Consider the following 15,334-nt stretch of genomic DNA (forward strand, 5'->3'; position numbering starts at 1 on the left):
AATAGCGGCAGGTGCGGCGAAGACTTGAAGGCGCCGATATGTCCATGGCCGCTATGCTGAGGCGATCCTACTTCGACAGGCAGGCTTTGATGATCCAGTGCAAACGCGCCTATGAAACAGCCAGCGCCGAGGATGGCGTACGGGTTCTGGTGGACCGCTTGTGGCCGCGCAATTGCCGCAAGGATGCGTTGGCGATTGCGCAGTGGCTGCCGGAGGTCGGGCCTTCCCATGAGTTGCGCAAGGCGTTCAAGGCGGGGGCGGTTTCGTTTGCCGAGTTCAGCGTGGCGTATCGGCGTGAGCTGGCGGCGCGGCCAGAGCATTGGTGGAAGCTGGTGGATATTGCGCGGGATGGGACGCTGACGTTGGTGTATGCGGCCAAGTCGACGGTTGAGAATAATGCGGTGGTGTTGGCGCAGTGGTTGGAGGATGAGGTGGAGAAACGGGCGGAGGGGAGTTCGCCGGTTTGTTATTTTTCTGAGTTTCCGGAGCTTTGAGTTGATCGTTCCCCCGCTCCCGCATGGGAACGCCGCCAGGGACGCTCCGCGTTCCGCTTCTGCGAGGTGACGCAGAGCGTCACGGGATGCATGCCCACGCAGAGCGTGGGCACGATCAGGGTGCGGCGGCGGTGGAAGATCGTTCCTCACGCTCCGCGTGGGAACGCCGCCAGGGACGCTCCGCGTTCCGCTTCTGCGAGGTGACGCAGAGTGTGGGAACAATCAATGCACTGCACAGAGCTCTCCACGGGGTAATTGGTTTGCTTAAGTTCGGCGGCGTGCGGCTAAGATGGCGCGCAGAGAAACCACAAGGAAGACAGCCGTGACGCCATCGCCATTTGATCCATTGGTTCATATCGATTGGAAAACACCGGGCAGCGACTTGCTCGGGCTGTTGCAGCATTACTATCCCGACATCGGTGTGTTTGCCGGCCCGGGGTTCGAGGCGTTGTTGGATGAGCTGTCCAACGAGATGCCCGAGGTCTGCTTCGAGGCGCTGGCGCCGGTGTTGGCGGGTCAGGGGTATGACTTGTGGAACCTGGATGCCGGTGGCGATGATTATCGGCCGGTGATTGTCCGGGCCGATCAGCGTGAGGCGTTTGCCAAGCACTGGCAAGGCCAGCGCGGCGAGGTGGGGTTCACGGCGAGTTTGATCGCTTCGCCGGAGCCCGCCGCCGTCGAACGCAAACAGGTCAAACCCAAGCGCGGCAAGGTGAAGTGGCTGCAGGAAGTCCATGACTATCCCGGCGCCACCTATGTGCATGAATACAACTACCGCAACGGTTGGGCCGCCATCACCGAGCAGGACGAAGACCAGTGGTTGTGCTTCCTGATCGATTACAACCAGTGGCCGCCCACCGAGCAGGACATGCTCGAACACCGGACCGATGGCGTGGACGGCGCGGACTTGCAGCTCATCGATGCCGATGCCCAGCGCAGCCTGTGGAAACGTCGGGTCGTACGCGGCGATTACAGTGCGGATGACCGTTATCAATACGAAGTTCGGCAAGGTGATGAGATCGCGACGTTCGGGCCTGCCGGGGAGCAGTGGCCGGAGTTTGAACAGCCCTGCGTGGTGGTGGGCTCGGAGATATTCGAACGCCAGCGTATTTACGAACCCGAGCATGTGACGCGGATCTGGCGGATCACGGCGGACAGCAGCGAGGTGATTTTCGAGTACGCGGATGAACTGACAATCCTGCCCATCGGCCCTCGCCGTTTACTGTTCATGCAGCACAACGGCCCGAAGTGCTGGGTCTGGAATCAAGACCCGCCGCACCAGGCCATCGTCGCCAAACCGATGCCCGCTGAGGCCTATAAGCTGCGGGCCTCAACCGCGTACCTGGGGGGTGACGAGATCCTGCTGTTCAGCGAAGGCGCGCGGCAGAACGTCGAGCACTCGGGTTATCAGGAGACGGTGCTGTTGGCGTGGCGCCTCAACTTCATGACTGGCACTGCGACAAAGGCGACATTGGATGGTTTCGGCAGCGAACTGCGCCAGGACACGCGCCTGCTCGTCACGCAGCCCAAGCAGGTCATTACCTTGCGCACGTTTCACGGGCAGCTTCATGTGTCCCGGGGGCATGGGGATTGGTGGGTGTGGAATTACAGCAGCAATACGTTTGGCACACACACCCTGGCCTGGTTCTGGAATCAGCGCAGCCATGAGGTGGTGAAGCTGTCTTCCAAGGATATTGCGCGGGTGAAGCCGGAGATTCGTTACTTGGCGGCGCAGGATCGGTATCTGGCGTTCGAGACGGAGTTTGTCGCGCGGTTGCCGGTGTTCAGTGAGATGGTTGAGGCCAAGGGGGGTGAGGTTTTGGTTTTTGAGTGAGGGGCTTCTGCTGCATTTCCTTCGACCGTACGCTAACCCCGTGGCGAGGGAGCTTGCTCCCTCGCCACGGGGTTAGCGGTGTTTTTGAGGGCTCAAACCCGCAGCAACCCGCGAAACCCTCGCGCCGCGTAATACGACTGCACGCCATTGTGGTAAACGAACACCCGGCCATAACGAAAGTCACCGAAAATCGCCCCGCCGAGGGCGCGAAGCTCAGGGGGGGTTGCCAGCCAGCTGGAAGTCTTGGCATCGAATTCCCCCAGTTCCTGCAGCGCTCGGTACTGGTCTTCCGTCAACAGGGCGATGCCCATCGCTTCGGCTATTTCAACCGCGCTGCCCGTTGGCTTGTTCTCCTTGCGAGCGTCCAGGGCCGCGCGGTCGTAGCAGAGGCTTCTGCGACCGGTCGGGCTTTCTTTGGCGCAATCGCAGAAGGTGACAACGCCGGTCTTCGGGTCGAGACCGATCACGTCTGGCTCGCCGCCGGTGGCTTCCATGGCCTGAAGGGATTTCAGGACGTTAAGGTTGCCTTCCAACCTGGCCTGGACGTCGGCCCATGGGATACCCGGGTGGCGATGGGGGTTTTGTTCGAAGCGGGCTTTCAAAGTTTGGAGAAGGTTTTCCTGGTGTTGTTTTTTCATGGTTTTGGGTCCGTTGGTGGCCGGTTCCAAATCTTGGCAGTACCAGCGTAGCAACCCCATTGAGGCGTGAGGTCAGAAACCAATATCCATCTAGAAAGATCAAGAATTTTGCACGCTATCAAAACCTCTGATACCGTGCTGAAATCCTGATACGGAAGAATGGCTATGCCCGCCTCCCACCAAGACCACGATCTCCCCGAAAGGCGTGATCTGATCGAGCTCAAAGTCTACGTAGAGAACGTGCTGGGCCTGAAGCTGCGCTTAAAACCGTGGGAGCACGTCAAGATCCTTCCGTATGCGTTGCGTGACCGCTACGAATTTTTCGTCACGGAAATCTTCGGGTCCGGCTGCCTCATTCTCAAGGAACGTCCACAGCGTGAAGCCAGCGTTGCGGATGTCGCCAAGCATATTCAGGCCATCCACAACTTTCAGGCATATAAAAAGCTGCCCGAGACCGGCGACTTGATGATTTTCGTCACAGACACGCTTCCGAGTTATGACCGCAAGCGGCTGGTGGAGAAAGGCGTCCAGTTCATCGTGCCGGGCAATCAGCTTTTCCTTCCGGCCTTTGGCATGGACTTGCGTGAGTATTACCGCCAGCGCCTGGAAAAACCTCAGGTCCTGAGCCCCGCCACCCAAGCCATGCTGATTCAATTCCTGATCAAGGGATGGCACCACCAGCTCCTGACCTCTCGCGCTACCTTCGAGAAGTCCTTTACCTACGCGAAAATGACCGTCAGCAGAGCAATCAAGGAACTGACCGACTTGGACATTGTTAAGCCTGGAAAGGAAATGGGTGAGGCCGCGATCCTGTTTCACTTGTCCCCCAAGCAGACTTGGGAGATGGCCAAGGAATCCATGCGCACGCCGGTCAAAAAAACACTTTGGCTCAATGCAATTCCTCAGGTTTTTGACGACACCCCAATGTTGCTGGCCGGAGAAACGGCCCTGGCTGAAATGAGTCTTCTCGCCGGCCCAAAAGTCCCTTGCTTTGCAATGACCGCAGCGCAGTTCGAGCATGTCCGGGAGCTTGCTCAAACTGAAAAGAATGCAGCCTACGGGGAAGAATTCGGAGCTTGGGGCTCAACGTCGAAAACAGCCAAGTCGAAACTCGAGACCACCGCGCCCTACCTCGAAGTACCGCCAAACCACGCCGCATGCTGCATTCAGTTTTGGAGTTATGAACCACCACGCAGCAACATCGCCACGAGGACGGTAGACCCCTTTTCGCTCTGTCTGAGCCTCAAGGATGACCATGACGAGCGCGTGCAAATGTGTCTCGATGAAATGATGGAGAACGTGAAATGGTAGTGGGTGTAGACCGGTTTCGAGAATATTTCAGGGACTTCCAGGACAGCTACGTTCTGATCGGCGGGGTGGCCGCTTCAATTGCCATGGAGGAACTGGGCGCAGAGTTTCGACTGACCAAGGATCTGGATATCGTCCTGGTCGTCGAGGCACTGGATCGTGCGTTCGTCGGGCAGTTCTGGAAGTTCATCAAGGACGGCGGCTATGCCATCCGCCAGAATGGTGACAGCAGTGGGGACTCGCCGGTTTTTTATCGTTTCCAGAATCCTGAGGACAAATCCTTTCCCGTTCAGGTCGAGCTGTTTTCCCGAGTGCCGGATGGCCTGGAGCATGAAGAAGCGGCCAGAATGACCAAGGTCCCCGTTGAGGAGCAAGCCGCCAGCCTGTCTGCGATCATTCTTGATGATGAGTACTACGCCTTTCTCCTGGCCGGCGTCGATCACACCCAGGAGATCAGCCACATCGGTGCTGATCGGCTCGTTCCCCTCAAGGCCCATGCGTGGCTGAACAAGAAGGCGCTGCTTGAACAAGGCATTGCCGTGGACAGTCGCGATATCAAAAAGCACTTCAGGGATGTGATCGTACTGGCTGTCGGTCTGACTGAAGGAATGGCCCAGCTACCTGAACGATTGGCGCTCGATTTGAAGGCGTTTCTAAATCAAGTACCCGCTGAGCTCGCGTCAAATCCCCAAGCCTACAAAGGTGTGAACGGCGACCGTTTGATCAAGACCATTCAAGAAGCTTTCAGTCTCGCTTGAATCAGATTTTTCGCACGCTATCAGACATATTGATAGTGTGTAAAAAACCTGTTAGAAGCCATTAAATACTGACGTTAGCCCTTTATGGCACCTTGGTGGAGTCGCCGTATCTGCAATATGAAGGGTCTTGTTTAAATGAGGGGTCTTTCACACCTTGCTCCACGAGCATGGCTCTATACGTTGGCCAAGTTACGTTCGGATCCGACGGTTTCAAGTACCGTTCAGGTACCACCCGTGGCAGGTTCGCCTTTCGCTCTTTCGCATTGTCATTCCAGGGGCCACCCCCACCAAGGTTGACCCCTTGATAGACCAGAAACTCATCGAACTGTCCGACCTTACTTTCCTTCATGGCGAGAACCAGTAACCTGTCAGCTTGTTCGCGCTTGCAGCCTTGAGACCAATAAAGATAATCATGGATCAGAGCCGCACGGCTGTATTGACCATGTTGCGAGAGCCCTAATGACCACAGCGTTTGCGGGATTGACGCATAGTCAGTGACGAAGCCCTTGGGCACGACAATGCGCTCCTTCGTACTCCCGATGACGTAAGGCATGTCCTCGAGCGTCATCCAAAACTTGTTGTCACCAAAGGCCCGAACGGCGGGTGAAGGAGGCGCTACACACCCAGCGACCATGCACGTGACAAGACCGACCAGAAGAACTCGCTTTTTGGGCATGGTGCTGACTCCAAACCTGATGAAACGCTGAACATCTACGTCAGAGGGCAAAACGCCATCTCGTGGACGGAAAGTAGACGCTCCTCCCCATCTGTGCACGTTCCGACTGAAATTAACGTGCGATACCCTGCCCTAGCGAACACTCTGGAGCAGTCCGTTGCGAACTCGTCTTCCTTGCCCTGTAAAGCAGCAATGCCTTTGGTGACGCCAGCCGGTGCCGCGAATTGAATCAACGGCAGGCTGTGTTGAGCCAGATGGTGGCATCATCGAAGTAATGGCGGGCTCGAACATCGCGAGCACGGCAATGCTCGATGCCTGCTTGAGCGCCAGGTCGATCATGGCTTCGTTCGGCTTGAGTGCGGGGATGGCAACCTCAGGTTTAACCAGATCGATGACCTCGCCAAACGCCGTGAGCTTCTGTGACAAATCAGCTCTGCGGGAAGGCGTGATCACCTCCCGGATCCCCCTTCTTCCACCGTTGTTCCTGAATGGGTAATAAGCACTCGGTGAGCCTGGGGCAGATTGCCAATGCTGAAGCGAATCTTGCCATCACCATGCGGCACACGCTGACGCACCACTTCGCCAGGTATCCGGTAATAAAGGTATGGGTCGGTCATCCCTTCGGGACGCAGCACACTTCCAGGGCCAAGAATGATGATGAGTTCATCGTAGGTACCGGGATCACCGCAATCGACGGTTGTGCTGCGACCACCGCTATATTTGACTTGGACTTTCTTGTTGCCGATGTAACCATCGTAACCTTCTTGACGCTGGCTTTCAGCGAGCGCCATACCAAATGCTGACATAGCCAGGAACTCGGCGATGTCGCCGAGATACTTGTCCGAGCGCACGATGTTCTGGTTTTTCAGCTCGTCAACCGACGCATAAAATCGCCCGATTGCATTTGCCTGTTCTTCGGTAATTGGCATCTCTACGTCCTTGATTGGCAACTCTGCCTAACCAACCCACTGGAGATTCGGCCGGGCGCTTTATTCTGAAGTGCTTGTCGACCCTACGCTTGCTTAGGCACAACTACCGCATCAGGCAGTATCACGACATCACTGCGCTGGGTGAGGATGCAGGCATGTGAATGTTCCGGCCATTCGCCCAATCGTTTGCCACTCAAACCACTGGGGCAAAGCAGCAGGACGTCACCAAGCGAGAAGAGCGGGAAGGCTTTCACAACCGGAAGATCCCGGCTCACCTCCACCTCTCCCCAGCTCGCCAGATCAAAGTCTTTGGCCTCGAAGTTCTTCAACAACCGATATTTGACCGGGTTCGTCTCGCGCACGCCCATCATCCCGGCGGCCTTGAACACTACGGTAGAACTTGCGCCCGGATACGTGGCGACAACGGCCAAGGTCACCAGCAACGCCGATCCGACCGACAATAGTCCCCGCGTAACGATGTGTTTTTTGCTCACAAAAAAGATCAGGGCCGGCAAGAACAAGAGGACCACCGCCACCATGGAAATGATCATCAGTGTCGTGATGGCTTCCGGGGTGTCTTTGCCGGTGTAGGACTTCAGCAAGATCAACATCGGGTAGACAGCAGCGAAAACGGCAACCATCAAAACGAAGTAGGCAAACAGGAACACGCCAGCCTGATGCCACCAAACCCCAAGCCCTTTCAGGTTATTGAAGAGGGACACCAATTCCAGGGCCATTCGGAATTTTTTCGATTTCAACGACACCCCCATGACAGCGCTCATGCCTAGAACAATCACGCAAGCGACAATGCGATGGTCAACCTTGGGGCCCTGAAACGCGAAGGTGACGATGATCAATGATCCAACCACCGCCGCCCAGAAAAAGAACCTGGCAACCGTCGGTCTGAGGTTCGGCGTTTGGTTGAACATAGACACGGCTAATGCGTAAAACATCGTGGTGACGCCCATCACCACCATGTAAAGAAACAGGACAAAGGCCACCATCCCCATCCACGGAAGCAATGCGGAGAGCTGTTTGTCGAACACCAAGGGTAAAAGGTCGATGCGGTTGATCGCCTTTGCATAGGTCATCAAGATCCCGAAGCTGACCACCGCACTGAGTAAGGCCCCCAAACTTCCTATCAGACCCCAGTGCTCGGCCATCAATTTGAGAGCCGCGTAGATATCCTGTTGGAATGAGACAGGTTTCTGTTTCCCTTCCGTTGTACCGACTCCTTGCTCCATTGCCCTATCCCTGTCATTCCAAATTAAACAATAACGAGAGGCACTGATGGGTGCGCACTCTTCCAGAAAGACACTATCGACTTCATGTCGGTTAACTTTAACCAGCAGGATACCGACCACGGGTCGACAGGCGCGGTGAATTCTGCGATGACATTCCAGCACGGTTAGCTAAGGTGAAGTAACCCGTAGCGTCCATCACTGAGCACATGAGGCCCGTATGAAGAACTTCACGATTCAACGTATTGACCACATCGTCCTGCGCGTAAAAGACATCGAGCGCAGCCTCGCTTTCTACACGTCGGTGCTTGGTTGCGAGCTCAAGAAGCGCCGGGACGATCTTGGCATGATTCATCTGGGCACCGGTGTTTCGATGATTGACCTGGTAGCCGTCGACGGGCCTCTCGGTCGCCAGGGCGGGCCGGCGGCCGGGAAGCAAGGGCACAACGTCGATCACCTCTGCCTGCGTATCGAGCCGTTTGATGAACAAGCCCTCCTCGCGCATCTGGCTTCAGCTGGCCTGGAGGTTGAGAAAGCGCAGAAGCGCTATGGCGCGGAGGGCAAGGGTTGGTCGATCTACTGCTTCGATCCGGACGGCAACCAGATCGAGTTGAAGGGGCCGGCGTTGGAGCCTTGAGCAGCAACTGGCGAGCGTTCCACAGGGGGTTGGCGGTGGATACTGAGTTTGCCGATCAGGTCAGGAGGTGTTTGGAGATTACCTTGGATATTTCCACAATGCCGGTCTTGCCGGTGAATTCGAATTTCACTTTGCCCAGGGATGAAAAGTAGATCTCCAGTTCAGAGTCCAGGTCGAAGGTGCCGGAGGTTTCGACCGAGTAGGCGACGATGTTTTTGTAGGGTAAGGAAGTGAAGTCTTTTTTGCTGCCGGTGATGCCTTGCACGTTCACCGCGATGATGCGTTTGTTGGTGAAGACCACACCGTCGCGCATCGATTTGTAAGCGTCGATGACCTGTTCACCGTCCAGCAGCAGCGCCGTGACGCGCTCGGCATATTCGTCGTTTTGCTTGAGCTTGAAGAAGCCTTTGTTGTTGAAGTCGATCATCGATAAGTCCTTGTCGAGAAGAAAATAGTATTGCCTACAGCCCTGCGGCAGGTGATGGACGCAATAGTGGCACTTCAGTAGCATTCGCCAACTTTATCGATCCTTCAAGGATGACCCATGCTCGCCCTGCCTCGCCGTCCTGCCCCGTTATTAGCATTGTCCGCGTTGTTTGTATTGCTCGGCGGTTGCAGCGTCAATGGCAGTTACCCCGATGCCATCGAACCGGACGCCGCCAAGTTGCGGTTCGTCGCCAATACCAGCAACGCCACGCTGGATTATTTCGACGCGGCCCATTGCGACGGGCAAACCACCGGCATTCTCAACAATATGCTGCTGAGCGATACCGCGCGGCGGGTGGGGATGAGCGTTCCGGCGCCCAAGGATGCCAGGGGTTATTTGGAGGTCAAGCTCAAGCCGGGTGAGCAGATTCACCTGCGCACCAACATGAACAGCGGTTATGCCGTGTGCGGCAAGGGCTTCAACTTTACGCCCGAGGCCAATGCCGAATACGAGGTGACGTTCAAGTCCGAGAAGAACTTCTGCCTGACTCAGTTGCAACGCTTGCAACGGGTCGACGGCAAGGACGTGCGCACACCGATCCCGATCCTGAAAAAAGACTTTCCCGCCTGCGCCGGTCGCAATGCGCTGTTCCCCAAGACCTACCCGGACACGCCCCATCGCCTGGAGCTGATGAGCCGGGTCATCGATAAAAGCCTGGTCGTCACGGTGAAGACCGATCCGGCCAAGGAAAAAGTCGAGAGTTATTCGCCAGAGAAGCTGGACACCCTGATCAGCGAACGCAAGGCCAAGCTCGGCTTCGACCTGCCGGCTGACTACTGGACGCTGTACCGGGAAAACCTGAAGACGTTTGGCGATGATATGGCTCAGAACAAGGCGCACTCGATGGAACGCTTCAAGGACGAATACCAGACGCGCCTGCGGCAGTTGAAGGATGAGCAGTTGGAACAGTGGGCGTTGCCCAAAACCGCCAATGCCAAGCCGGAAAAAGCCGAGATCGACCTGGACGTCGCGATGATGGTGGAGTACTTCCGGATCGGGAATGGGGTGACGGTCGAAGCGGTAGGTCATCACCTGGAGAGGATGGCGCAGATGGATGAGCGTTACGGGGTATGTGCGCGGTTTGCGGAGTGCTGGAAGCGCAACTAGCAAGCGAATGGGCCACCGTCATCGCGAGCAGGCTCGCTCCCACAGGGTTCTGCGGTGGGAGGTTATTGCGCCGTCGACTCGACCACACCCCGAACCCGCTGCAGCATATTGATCAAGTGCAAACGCATCGACGCCCGCGCCGCTTCGGCATCACGCCGCGCCAACGCCGCGTAGACCTGCTCGCGCTCACGCACCACCGACGCCCGATTTTCACCCGTCACCGCCGGCCCGGCCTGTTGCACGACCGCGATCAGGCTATTGCCCACATGGGCCATGGCGTCGATGAAAAAACTGTTGCCTGTGCACTGGGCAATCTGCAGATGAAACGCGAAATCGACCCGTGCGCTTTCGTCATCCGTTGCGCTAAAGGCACTCGCTGCATCCAGCGCTTCACGCATCGCCACCAGTTGCTCCGGCGTGGCCCGTTGCGCGGCAATGCCGGCCGCTTCAACTTCCAGGCTCAGGCGCAGTTCGATGACGGCCAACGCATCGTAGGCGCCGCCCTTGACGTGCTTGCTGCCCTGGAAATCCCCCGGGCGAGCGGTGTCGACCACGAAGGTGCCAATGCCGTGGCGCGTCTCCACCAAGCCTTCGGCCTGGAGCCGCGACATGGCTTCGCGAACCACCGTCCGACTGACGCCGCGTTCCTTGATGATGACCTGTTCGGTCGGCAGTTTGCTGCCCGCGGGCAGTTCGCCGGCCAGTATCTGCTGCGTCAGGTCGACCACCAGTTGCTGAGTCATGCTCAGGCGTCGATCGGGTGTGACACGGTCCATTGCACCTATCCATTAAAGCCAGACGATCGCGGCATTATAGCCGCGACCTCGCGGCGAAACGCACTATAATGCCCGCTGATCACTCAAGAGCAAGCCGATGACGGATCAAGCGTTATCTCCACTGAACAAGCCGCGCCGCCTCGCCGAAACCCTGGTCGACCGCTTTGCCCAGCGCATGCGCGATGGCATTCTCAAGTGCGGCGAAAAGCTCCCCACCGAAGTGCATATCATGGAGGCCGAAGGCGTCAGTCGTTCGGTGGTGCGTGAGGCGCTGTCGCGCTTGCAGGCGGCGGGGTTGGTGGAGACGCGGCATGGCGTCGGCACCTTTGTCCTCGACATGCCGGCGCCGGAGGGCTTCACCTTGGGGCCGGCGACGATTGCGACGTTGTCGGATGTGCTCAACCTGTTGGAGTTTCGCCTGAGCCTGGAAGTCCAGGCCGCTGGCATGGCCGCCGAGCGCGCAACGCCTGAAGCCCTGGCCGAACTGGCCCAGGCCCTGGAGGCGTTGCTGCAAGGCCCGGAAAAATCCGGCACCACCATCAATGCCGATTTCCAGTTCCATCTGAAAATCGCCAAGGCCGCCGGCAATTACTACCTGATCGACATCATGAAGCACCTGGGCACGAAGCTGATCCCGCGTACGCGCATGAACTCTGCCTACTCCGGGCAAAGTGATCGAAGTGCTTATCTTCAGGGGATCAACGCCGAACACCAGCAGATTTTCGACGCGATCGTCAGTGGGAACATCGATGCAGCGCGGGCGGCCATGTACCTGCATTTGAGCAACAGCCGCATGCGCCTGTGTGAAACCCAACAACGCCAGGCGTTCTACAACGAATAACCCACACCCCTTCTGTGGGAGCCGAGCTTGCTCGCGATGACGGCGATACATCCAACATCATCGGCACAGGCAGACCGCTATCGCGAGCAAGCTCGGCTCCCACAGGGGAGCTATGGTGAGCGCCTGATCTGTGAACGCTCGAAAACCAGTGTGGGAGCCGAGCTTGCTCGCGATGACGGCGATACATCCAACATCATCGGCACAGACAGACCGCTATCGCGAGCGAGCTCAGCTCCCACAGGGGAGCTATGGTGAGCGCCTGATCTGTGAACGCTCGAAAACCAGTGTGGGAGCCGAGCTTGCTCGCGATGACGGCGATACATTCAACATCATCGGCACAGGCAGACCGCTATCGCGAGCGAGCTCAGCTCCCACAGGGGAGCTATGGTGAGCGCCTGATCTGTGAACGCTCGAAAATCAGTGTGGGAGCCGAGCTTGCTCGCGATGACGGCGATACATTCAACATCATTGGCACAGGCAGACCGCTATCGCGAGCGAGCTCAGCTCCCACAGAGGAGCTATGGTGAGCGCCTGATCTGTGAACGCTCGAAAACCAGTGTGGGAGCCGAGCTTGCTCGCGATGACGGCGATACATTCAACATCATCGGCACAGGCAGACCGCTATCGCGAGCGAGCTCAGCTCCCACAGAGGAGCTATGGTGAGCGCCTGATCTGTGAACGCTCGAAAACCAGTGTGGGAGCCGAGCTTGCTCGCGATGACGGCGAGACATTCAACATCATCGGCACAGGCAGACCGCTATCGCGAGCGAGCTCAGCTCCCACAGAGGAGCTATGGTGAGCGCCTGATCTGTGAACGCTCGAAAACCAGTGTGGGAGCCGAGCTTGCTCGCGATGACGGCGAGACATTCAACATCATTGGCACAGGCAGACCGCTATCGCGAGCGAGCTCAGCTCCCACAGGGGATCTAGGGTGAGCGCCTGATCTGTGAACGCTCGAAAACCAGTGTGGGAGCCGAGCTTGCTCGCGATGACGGCGATACATCCAACATCATTGGCACAGACACACCGCCATCGCGAGCAAGCTCAGCTCCCACAGGGGATCTATGGTGAACGCCTGATCTGTGAACGCTCGGCTCCCACAAGTTGATCCCAGTGCTACCACAACTTAGAAAAAGTTGTATTGAATGCCGACCCGCAGGCGCAGTTGGCGATCACTGTCGACCGAGTTGACCTTGATATCGCCCACTTCAAAGAACGGTGCCCAGCGCTTATCCCACTTGTACTTGACCACGGCATTCTGTTCATAGTCATCGGTGCCGCCGTTATAACGGATGTAGTTGGCATCGAAGTACGTCAGTTGATACTCATAAGCCCACGGCCCTTGATCGGCGTAGTTGACGTAGACGTCGTAGCGATTGATTTTCTGATCGTCCTGGCCGTTGTCCGGCACGTCATGATCAACCTTGTCACGGTCCAGCTTGGACGAATCGTAGCGGTAGCGACCGGCGATGCTCAGTTCCTTGGTGATCTTGTAGCCCAGGCGCATGCCCAATTTGTAGGTGGTGGATTCCTCATCGCTCTCCATGGCGAACGAGGGCGTCAGCGTCCAGCGGTCATCGATCTTGTGCTGGTAGTTGACGGTGAATTCATGGCCGCTGCCAACGGTGTTGTCGAAGGCGACGTCTTCGCGATCACCGGCGGTCTTGTATTTGAGTTCACCTTCCAACCCAATGCCGTTGTCCAGCCGCATGCCGAACTTGGCGCGGTCGGCATGCATGCGCGACTGTTCCGCATATTGATGGCGTACGTTGATATAACCGGTATCGGCCTGTGCAACAACCGACGTGAACAACGAAGCGATGGACAGAACTACGAGGGACTTTTTCATGTTTTTTATTCTTGTTGGTTTAATAGTTAGTTGGGGTAAACGCCAAATCACAGGCGAGCGCGTGCGCGGCATTGATACCTGGGGCTCAACGTCTTTTACGGGTTAAAACAAGTACAACTCGTCAGTTAAAAAACTCAGACAGCGATGGGTACACGCTGTATGTCGCGACTGGCTTGCACCAGCAAACGGGTGTACGCATGGACAGCGCCGTCGCTCGCCAGCAGGTGACTGTCGAGCGTCTCCACCACCCTGCCCTGCTGCATCACTGCCAGCCGATCACACAGGTGCGCCACCACCGCCAGATCATGGGTGACCATCAGGTAGGTCAGCCCTTCCTGGCGACGCAAGTCGGCCAGCAGGTTGAGGATCTCCGCCTGCACCGAGACATCCAGCGCCGAGGTCGGCTCGTCCAGCAACAGCACCCGGGGACGCAGGATCAGCGCACGGGCAATCGCCACCCGTTGGCGCTGACCGCCGGACAACTGGTGCGGATAACGAAAGCGGAAGCTGTCGTTCAAGCCGACCTTGCGCAGGATCTCGCTGACCTTCTGCGCACGCCCGTCGATGCCGTGGATGCGCAGCGGTTCCTGCAACGCGGCATCGACGGTGTAGCGCGGATGCAACGAGGCATACGGGTCCTGGAACACCATCTGCACGGTGCGGTAGTGATTCAGCGGCAGGTTGCGGGTCACGGCTTGCCCTGCGACCCGCAGTTGTCCGTTCCAATGCTGGTACTGCCCGGCCAGGCAGCGCAGCACGGTGGTCTTGCCCGAACCGGACTCCCCCACCAGGCCGAATGCCTCGCCTTCGGCGACACTCAAATCGACGTCGTGCAGTACCGCGTTCAGTGCCGCGCCGGAGCCAAAACTGAGGTTCAGGCCGGCGATTTCAATCATGCTCATGACAGGCTCCTCAAGCATTCAACCAGTGTGGGTCGCGCTGCAGCACCGGCAGCGTGGCGCGTGGATGGTCCAGGCTCGGCAATGCGGCCAACAGGCCCTGGGTGTAAGGATGGGTGGCGTTACCCAGGTCGGCGGCGGCAATCGACTCGACCACGCGACCGGCGTACATCACCAGCACGCGGTCACAGAAATGCCGCACCAGATTCAAATCGTGACTGATGAAAATCAGCCCCAGGTCACGCTCGCTGACCAACTCTTCCAGCACGTTGAGCACCTGGCGGCGCACCGACACGTCCAGCGCCGAAGTCGGTTCGTCGGCGATGATCACCTGGGGATCGGTGATCACCATCATGGCGATCATGATCCGCTGGCCCATGCCGCCCGAGACCTCGTGGGGGTACAGTTCATAGACCCGCCGAGGGTCGCGAATGTGCACCTTGGCGAGCATGTCCAGGGCGCGTTCGCGGGCCTCGCGATGGGGCACTTTGTGATGGGCCAGATAGGCCTCGGCGATTTGTTCGCCGACCCGCACCACGGGGTTCAGCGAGTACTTTGGGTCTTGCATGATCATCGACATGCGCGCGCCGCGAATCGCCTGGATCTGCTTTTCGCTGGCGGCCAACAGGTCGATGTCGGCGAAGCGCAACGTCTTGGCGGTGACCCGCGCGGTCGGCGGATGCAGACGCAAAAGGCTGCGGCCGACGGTGGATTTGCCCGAGCCGGATTCACCAACGATGGCGAGTTTTTCCCGGCCCAGGGTGAACGACACGTCACGCACCGCCAGGGAGGTTTTGCCGGCGTTGCGAAACTCCACGCACAAGTCCTGTACCGCAAGTTTTATCTCAGTCATGGGGCTG

The 15,334-nt window shown here is 57.8% G+C and carries 16 protein-coding genes and 1 pseudogene; 7 read left to right on the forward strand and 10 right to left on the reverse strand.

The window, feature by feature from the left end:
• The first annotated feature begins 89 nt into the window (after window positions 1-89).
• Both AB4O22_RS21840 and AB4O22_RS21845 read left to right on the forward strand, forming a co-directional pair.
• On the forward strand, window positions 90-494 hold the full coding sequence (locus tag AB4O22_RS21840) for a DUF488 domain-containing protein (protein WP_460097738.1): 405 nt from the start codon (window positions 90-92) through the stop codon (window positions 492-494).
• Between the two features lie 322 nt (window positions 495-816).
• The gene (locus AB4O22_RS21845; protein ID WP_460097149.1) at window positions 817-2,328 is read left to right on the forward strand and encodes a hypothetical protein; all 1,512 of its coding nucleotides are present in this window, start codon (window positions 817-819) and stop codon (window positions 2,326-2,328) included.
• A 92-nt stretch (window positions 2,329-2,420) separates the two neighbouring features.
• Here AB4O22_RS21845 and AB4O22_RS21850 read toward each other — a convergent pair whose 3' ends face one another.
• Window positions 2,421-2,966, reverse strand: coding sequence for a DUF4256 domain-containing protein (locus AB4O22_RS21850; RefSeq protein WP_460097150.1), 546 nt, complete (start codon window positions 2,964-2,966; stop codon window positions 2,421-2,423).
• A gap of 165 nt (window positions 2,967-3,131) precedes the next feature.
• Here AB4O22_RS21850 and AB4O22_RS21855 point away from each other — a divergent pair, with 165 nt between their 5' ends.
• Both AB4O22_RS21855 and AB4O22_RS21860 read left to right on the forward strand, forming a co-directional pair.
• A complete protein-coding gene (locus tag AB4O22_RS21855) occupies window positions 3,132-4,277 on the forward strand; it encodes a hypothetical protein (protein WP_460097152.1) in 1,146 nt (381 codons plus the stop codon).
• On the forward strand, window positions 4,271-5,032 hold the full coding sequence (locus AB4O22_RS21860) for a hypothetical protein (RefSeq protein ID WP_053118569.1): 762 nt from the start codon (window positions 4,271-4,273) through the stop codon (window positions 5,030-5,032). The genes AB4O22_RS21855 and AB4O22_RS21860 overlap by 7 nt, the downstream gene beginning before the upstream one ends.
• Window positions 5,033-5,114: 82 nt before the next feature.
• Here the strand turns inward: AB4O22_RS21860 and AB4O22_RS21865 are convergent, their stop codons facing one another.
• The 4 genes and pseudogenes from AB4O22_RS21865 to AB4O22_RS21880 all read right to left on the reverse strand — a co-directional run bounded on the left by AB4O22_RS21865 (window position 5,115) and on the right by AB4O22_RS21880 (window position 7,881).
• On the reverse strand, window positions 5,115-5,708 hold the full coding sequence (locus AB4O22_RS21865) for a DUF1353 domain-containing protein (protein ID WP_069971153.1): 594 nt from the start codon (window positions 5,706-5,708) through the stop codon (window positions 5,115-5,117).
• Window positions 5,709-5,843: 135 nt separating this feature from the next.
• Window positions 5,844-5,965, reverse strand: a pseudogene (locus AB4O22_RS21870) (isomerase); the annotation flags it as partial.
• A gap of 192 nt (window positions 5,966-6,157) precedes the next feature.
• Complete coding sequence (locus AB4O22_RS21875; protein WP_069971155.1) at window positions 6,158-6,637, reverse strand: DUF6998 domain-containing protein; 480 nt, start codon at window positions 6,635-6,637, stop codon at window positions 6,158-6,160.
• An 83-nt stretch (window positions 6,638-6,720) separates the two neighbouring features.
• Complete coding sequence (locus AB4O22_RS21880) at window positions 6,721-7,881, reverse strand: hypothetical protein (RefSeq protein ID WP_223472520.1); 1,161 nt, start codon at window positions 7,879-7,881, stop codon at window positions 6,721-6,723.
• A 217-nt stretch (window positions 7,882-8,098) separates the two neighbouring features.
• Here AB4O22_RS21880 and AB4O22_RS21885 point away from each other — a divergent pair, with 217 nt between their 5' ends.
• A complete protein-coding gene (locus AB4O22_RS21885) occupies window positions 8,099-8,515 on the forward strand; it encodes a VOC family protein (protein WP_003197916.1) in 417 nt (138 codons plus the stop codon).
• 55 nt (window positions 8,516-8,570) lie between these two features.
• On the opposite strand, the gene AB4O22_RS21890 is transcribed toward AB4O22_RS21885, so the two are convergent.
• Complete coding sequence (locus AB4O22_RS21890; RefSeq protein ID WP_013692294.1) at window positions 8,571-8,942, reverse strand: PH domain-containing protein; 372 nt, start codon at window positions 8,940-8,942, stop codon at window positions 8,571-8,573.
• Window positions 8,943-9,059: 117 nt separating this feature from the next.
• Here AB4O22_RS21890 and AB4O22_RS21895 point away from each other — a divergent pair, with 117 nt between their 5' ends.
• Complete coding sequence (locus AB4O22_RS21895; protein ID WP_013692293.1) at window positions 9,060-10,109, forward strand: hypothetical protein; 1,050 nt, start codon at window positions 9,060-9,062, stop codon at window positions 10,107-10,109.
• A 62-nt stretch (window positions 10,110-10,171) separates the two neighbouring features.
• Here the strand turns inward: AB4O22_RS21895 and AB4O22_RS21900 are convergent, their stop codons facing one another.
• Window positions 10,172-10,885: a FadR/GntR family transcriptional regulator gene (locus AB4O22_RS21900; protein ID WP_223472519.1), complete on the reverse strand. Its 714-nt coding sequence runs from the start codon at window positions 10,883-10,885 to the stop codon at window positions 10,172-10,174.
• Window positions 10,886-10,982: 97 nt separating this feature from the next.
• Here AB4O22_RS21900 and AB4O22_RS21905 point away from each other — a divergent pair, with 97 nt between their 5' ends.
• Window positions 10,983-11,726: a FadR/GntR family transcriptional regulator gene (locus tag AB4O22_RS21905; RefSeq protein ID WP_460097155.1), complete on the forward strand. Its 744-nt coding sequence runs from the start codon at window positions 10,983-10,985 to the stop codon at window positions 11,724-11,726.
• A gap of 1,126 nt (window positions 11,727-12,852) precedes the next feature.
• Here the strand turns inward: AB4O22_RS21905 and AB4O22_RS21910 are convergent.
• From AB4O22_RS21910 to AB4O22_RS21920, 3 genes are all read right to left on the reverse strand, one after another.
• Window positions 12,853-13,575, reverse strand: coding sequence for an oligogalacturonate-specific porin KdgM family protein (locus tag AB4O22_RS21910; RefSeq protein WP_013692290.1), 723 nt, complete (start codon window positions 13,573-13,575; stop codon window positions 12,853-12,855).
• Between the two features lie 134 nt (window positions 13,576-13,709).
• Window positions 13,710-14,477 (reverse strand): ABC transporter ATP-binding protein, encoded by a 768-nt coding sequence (locus AB4O22_RS21915; RefSeq protein WP_028237158.1) that lies wholly within the window; start codon window positions 14,475-14,477, stop codon window positions 13,710-13,712.
• Between the two features lie 10 nt (window positions 14,478-14,487).
• Window positions 14,488-15,327 carry an ABC transporter ATP-binding protein gene (locus AB4O22_RS21920; RefSeq protein ID WP_013692288.1) on the reverse strand — a complete coding sequence of 280 codons (840 nt, stop codon included), beginning with the start codon at window positions 15,325-15,327 and terminating at the stop codon, window positions 14,488-14,490.
• Window positions 15,328-15,334: the final 7 nt, after the last annotated feature.

It is taken from the genome of Pseudomonas sp. S3_B11 (genome assembly GCF_054667715.1).

Bases quoted from the DNA above. Each gene is read 5' to 3' on its own strand.
- AB4O22_RS21840 (WP_460097738.1), top strand. From the start codon at position 90: ATGATCCAGTGCAAACGCGCCTATGAAACAGCCAGCGCCGAGGATGGC.
- AB4O22_RS21850 (WP_460097150.1), bottom strand. From the start codon at position 2,966: ATGAAAAAACAACACCAGGAAAACCTTCTCCAAACTTTGAAAGCCCGC.
- AB4O22_RS21855 (WP_460097152.1), top strand. From the start codon at position 3,132: ATGCCCGCCTCCCACCAAGACCACGATCTCCCCGAAAGGCGTGATCTG.
- AB4O22_RS21860 (WP_053118569.1), top strand. From the start codon at position 4,271: ATGGTAGTGGGTGTAGACCGGTTTCGAGAATATTTCAGGGACTTCCAG.
- AB4O22_RS21865 (WP_069971153.1), bottom strand. From the start codon at position 5,708: ATGCCCAAAAAGCGAGTTCTTCTGGTCGGTCTTGTCACGTGCATGGTC.
- AB4O22_RS21875 (WP_069971155.1), bottom strand. From the start codon at position 6,637: ATGCCAATTACCGAAGAACAGGCAAATGCAATCGGGCGATTTTATGCG.
- AB4O22_RS21880 (WP_223472520.1), bottom strand. From the start codon at position 7,881: ATGGAGCAAGGAGTCGGTACAACGGAAGGGAAACAGAAACCTGTCTCA.
- AB4O22_RS21885 (WP_003197916.1), top strand. From the start codon at position 8,099: ATGAAGAACTTCACGATTCAACGTATTGACCACATCGTCCTGCGCGTA.
- AB4O22_RS21890 (WP_013692294.1), bottom strand. From the start codon at position 8,942: ATGATCGACTTCAACAACAAAGGCTTCTTCAAGCTCAAGCAAAACGAC.
- AB4O22_RS21895 (WP_013692293.1), top strand. From the start codon at position 9,060: ATGCTCGCCCTGCCTCGCCGTCCTGCCCCGTTATTAGCATTGTCCGCG.
- AB4O22_RS21900 (WP_223472519.1), bottom strand. From the start codon at position 10,885: ATGGACCGTGTCACACCCGATCGACGCCTGAGCATGACTCAGCAACTG.
- AB4O22_RS21905 (WP_460097155.1), top strand. From the start codon at position 10,983: ATGACGGATCAAGCGTTATCTCCACTGAACAAGCCGCGCCGCCTCGCC.
- AB4O22_RS21910 (WP_013692290.1), bottom strand. From the start codon at position 13,575: ATGAAAAAGTCCCTCGTAGTTCTGTCCATCGCTTCGTTGTTCACGTCG.
- AB4O22_RS21915 (WP_028237158.1), bottom strand. From the start codon at position 14,477: ATGAGCATGATTGAAATCGCCGGCCTGAACCTCAGTTTTGGCTCCGGC.
- AB4O22_RS21920 (WP_013692288.1), bottom strand. From the start codon at position 15,327: ATGACTGAGATAAAACTTGCGGTACAGGACTTGTGCGTGGAGTTTCGC.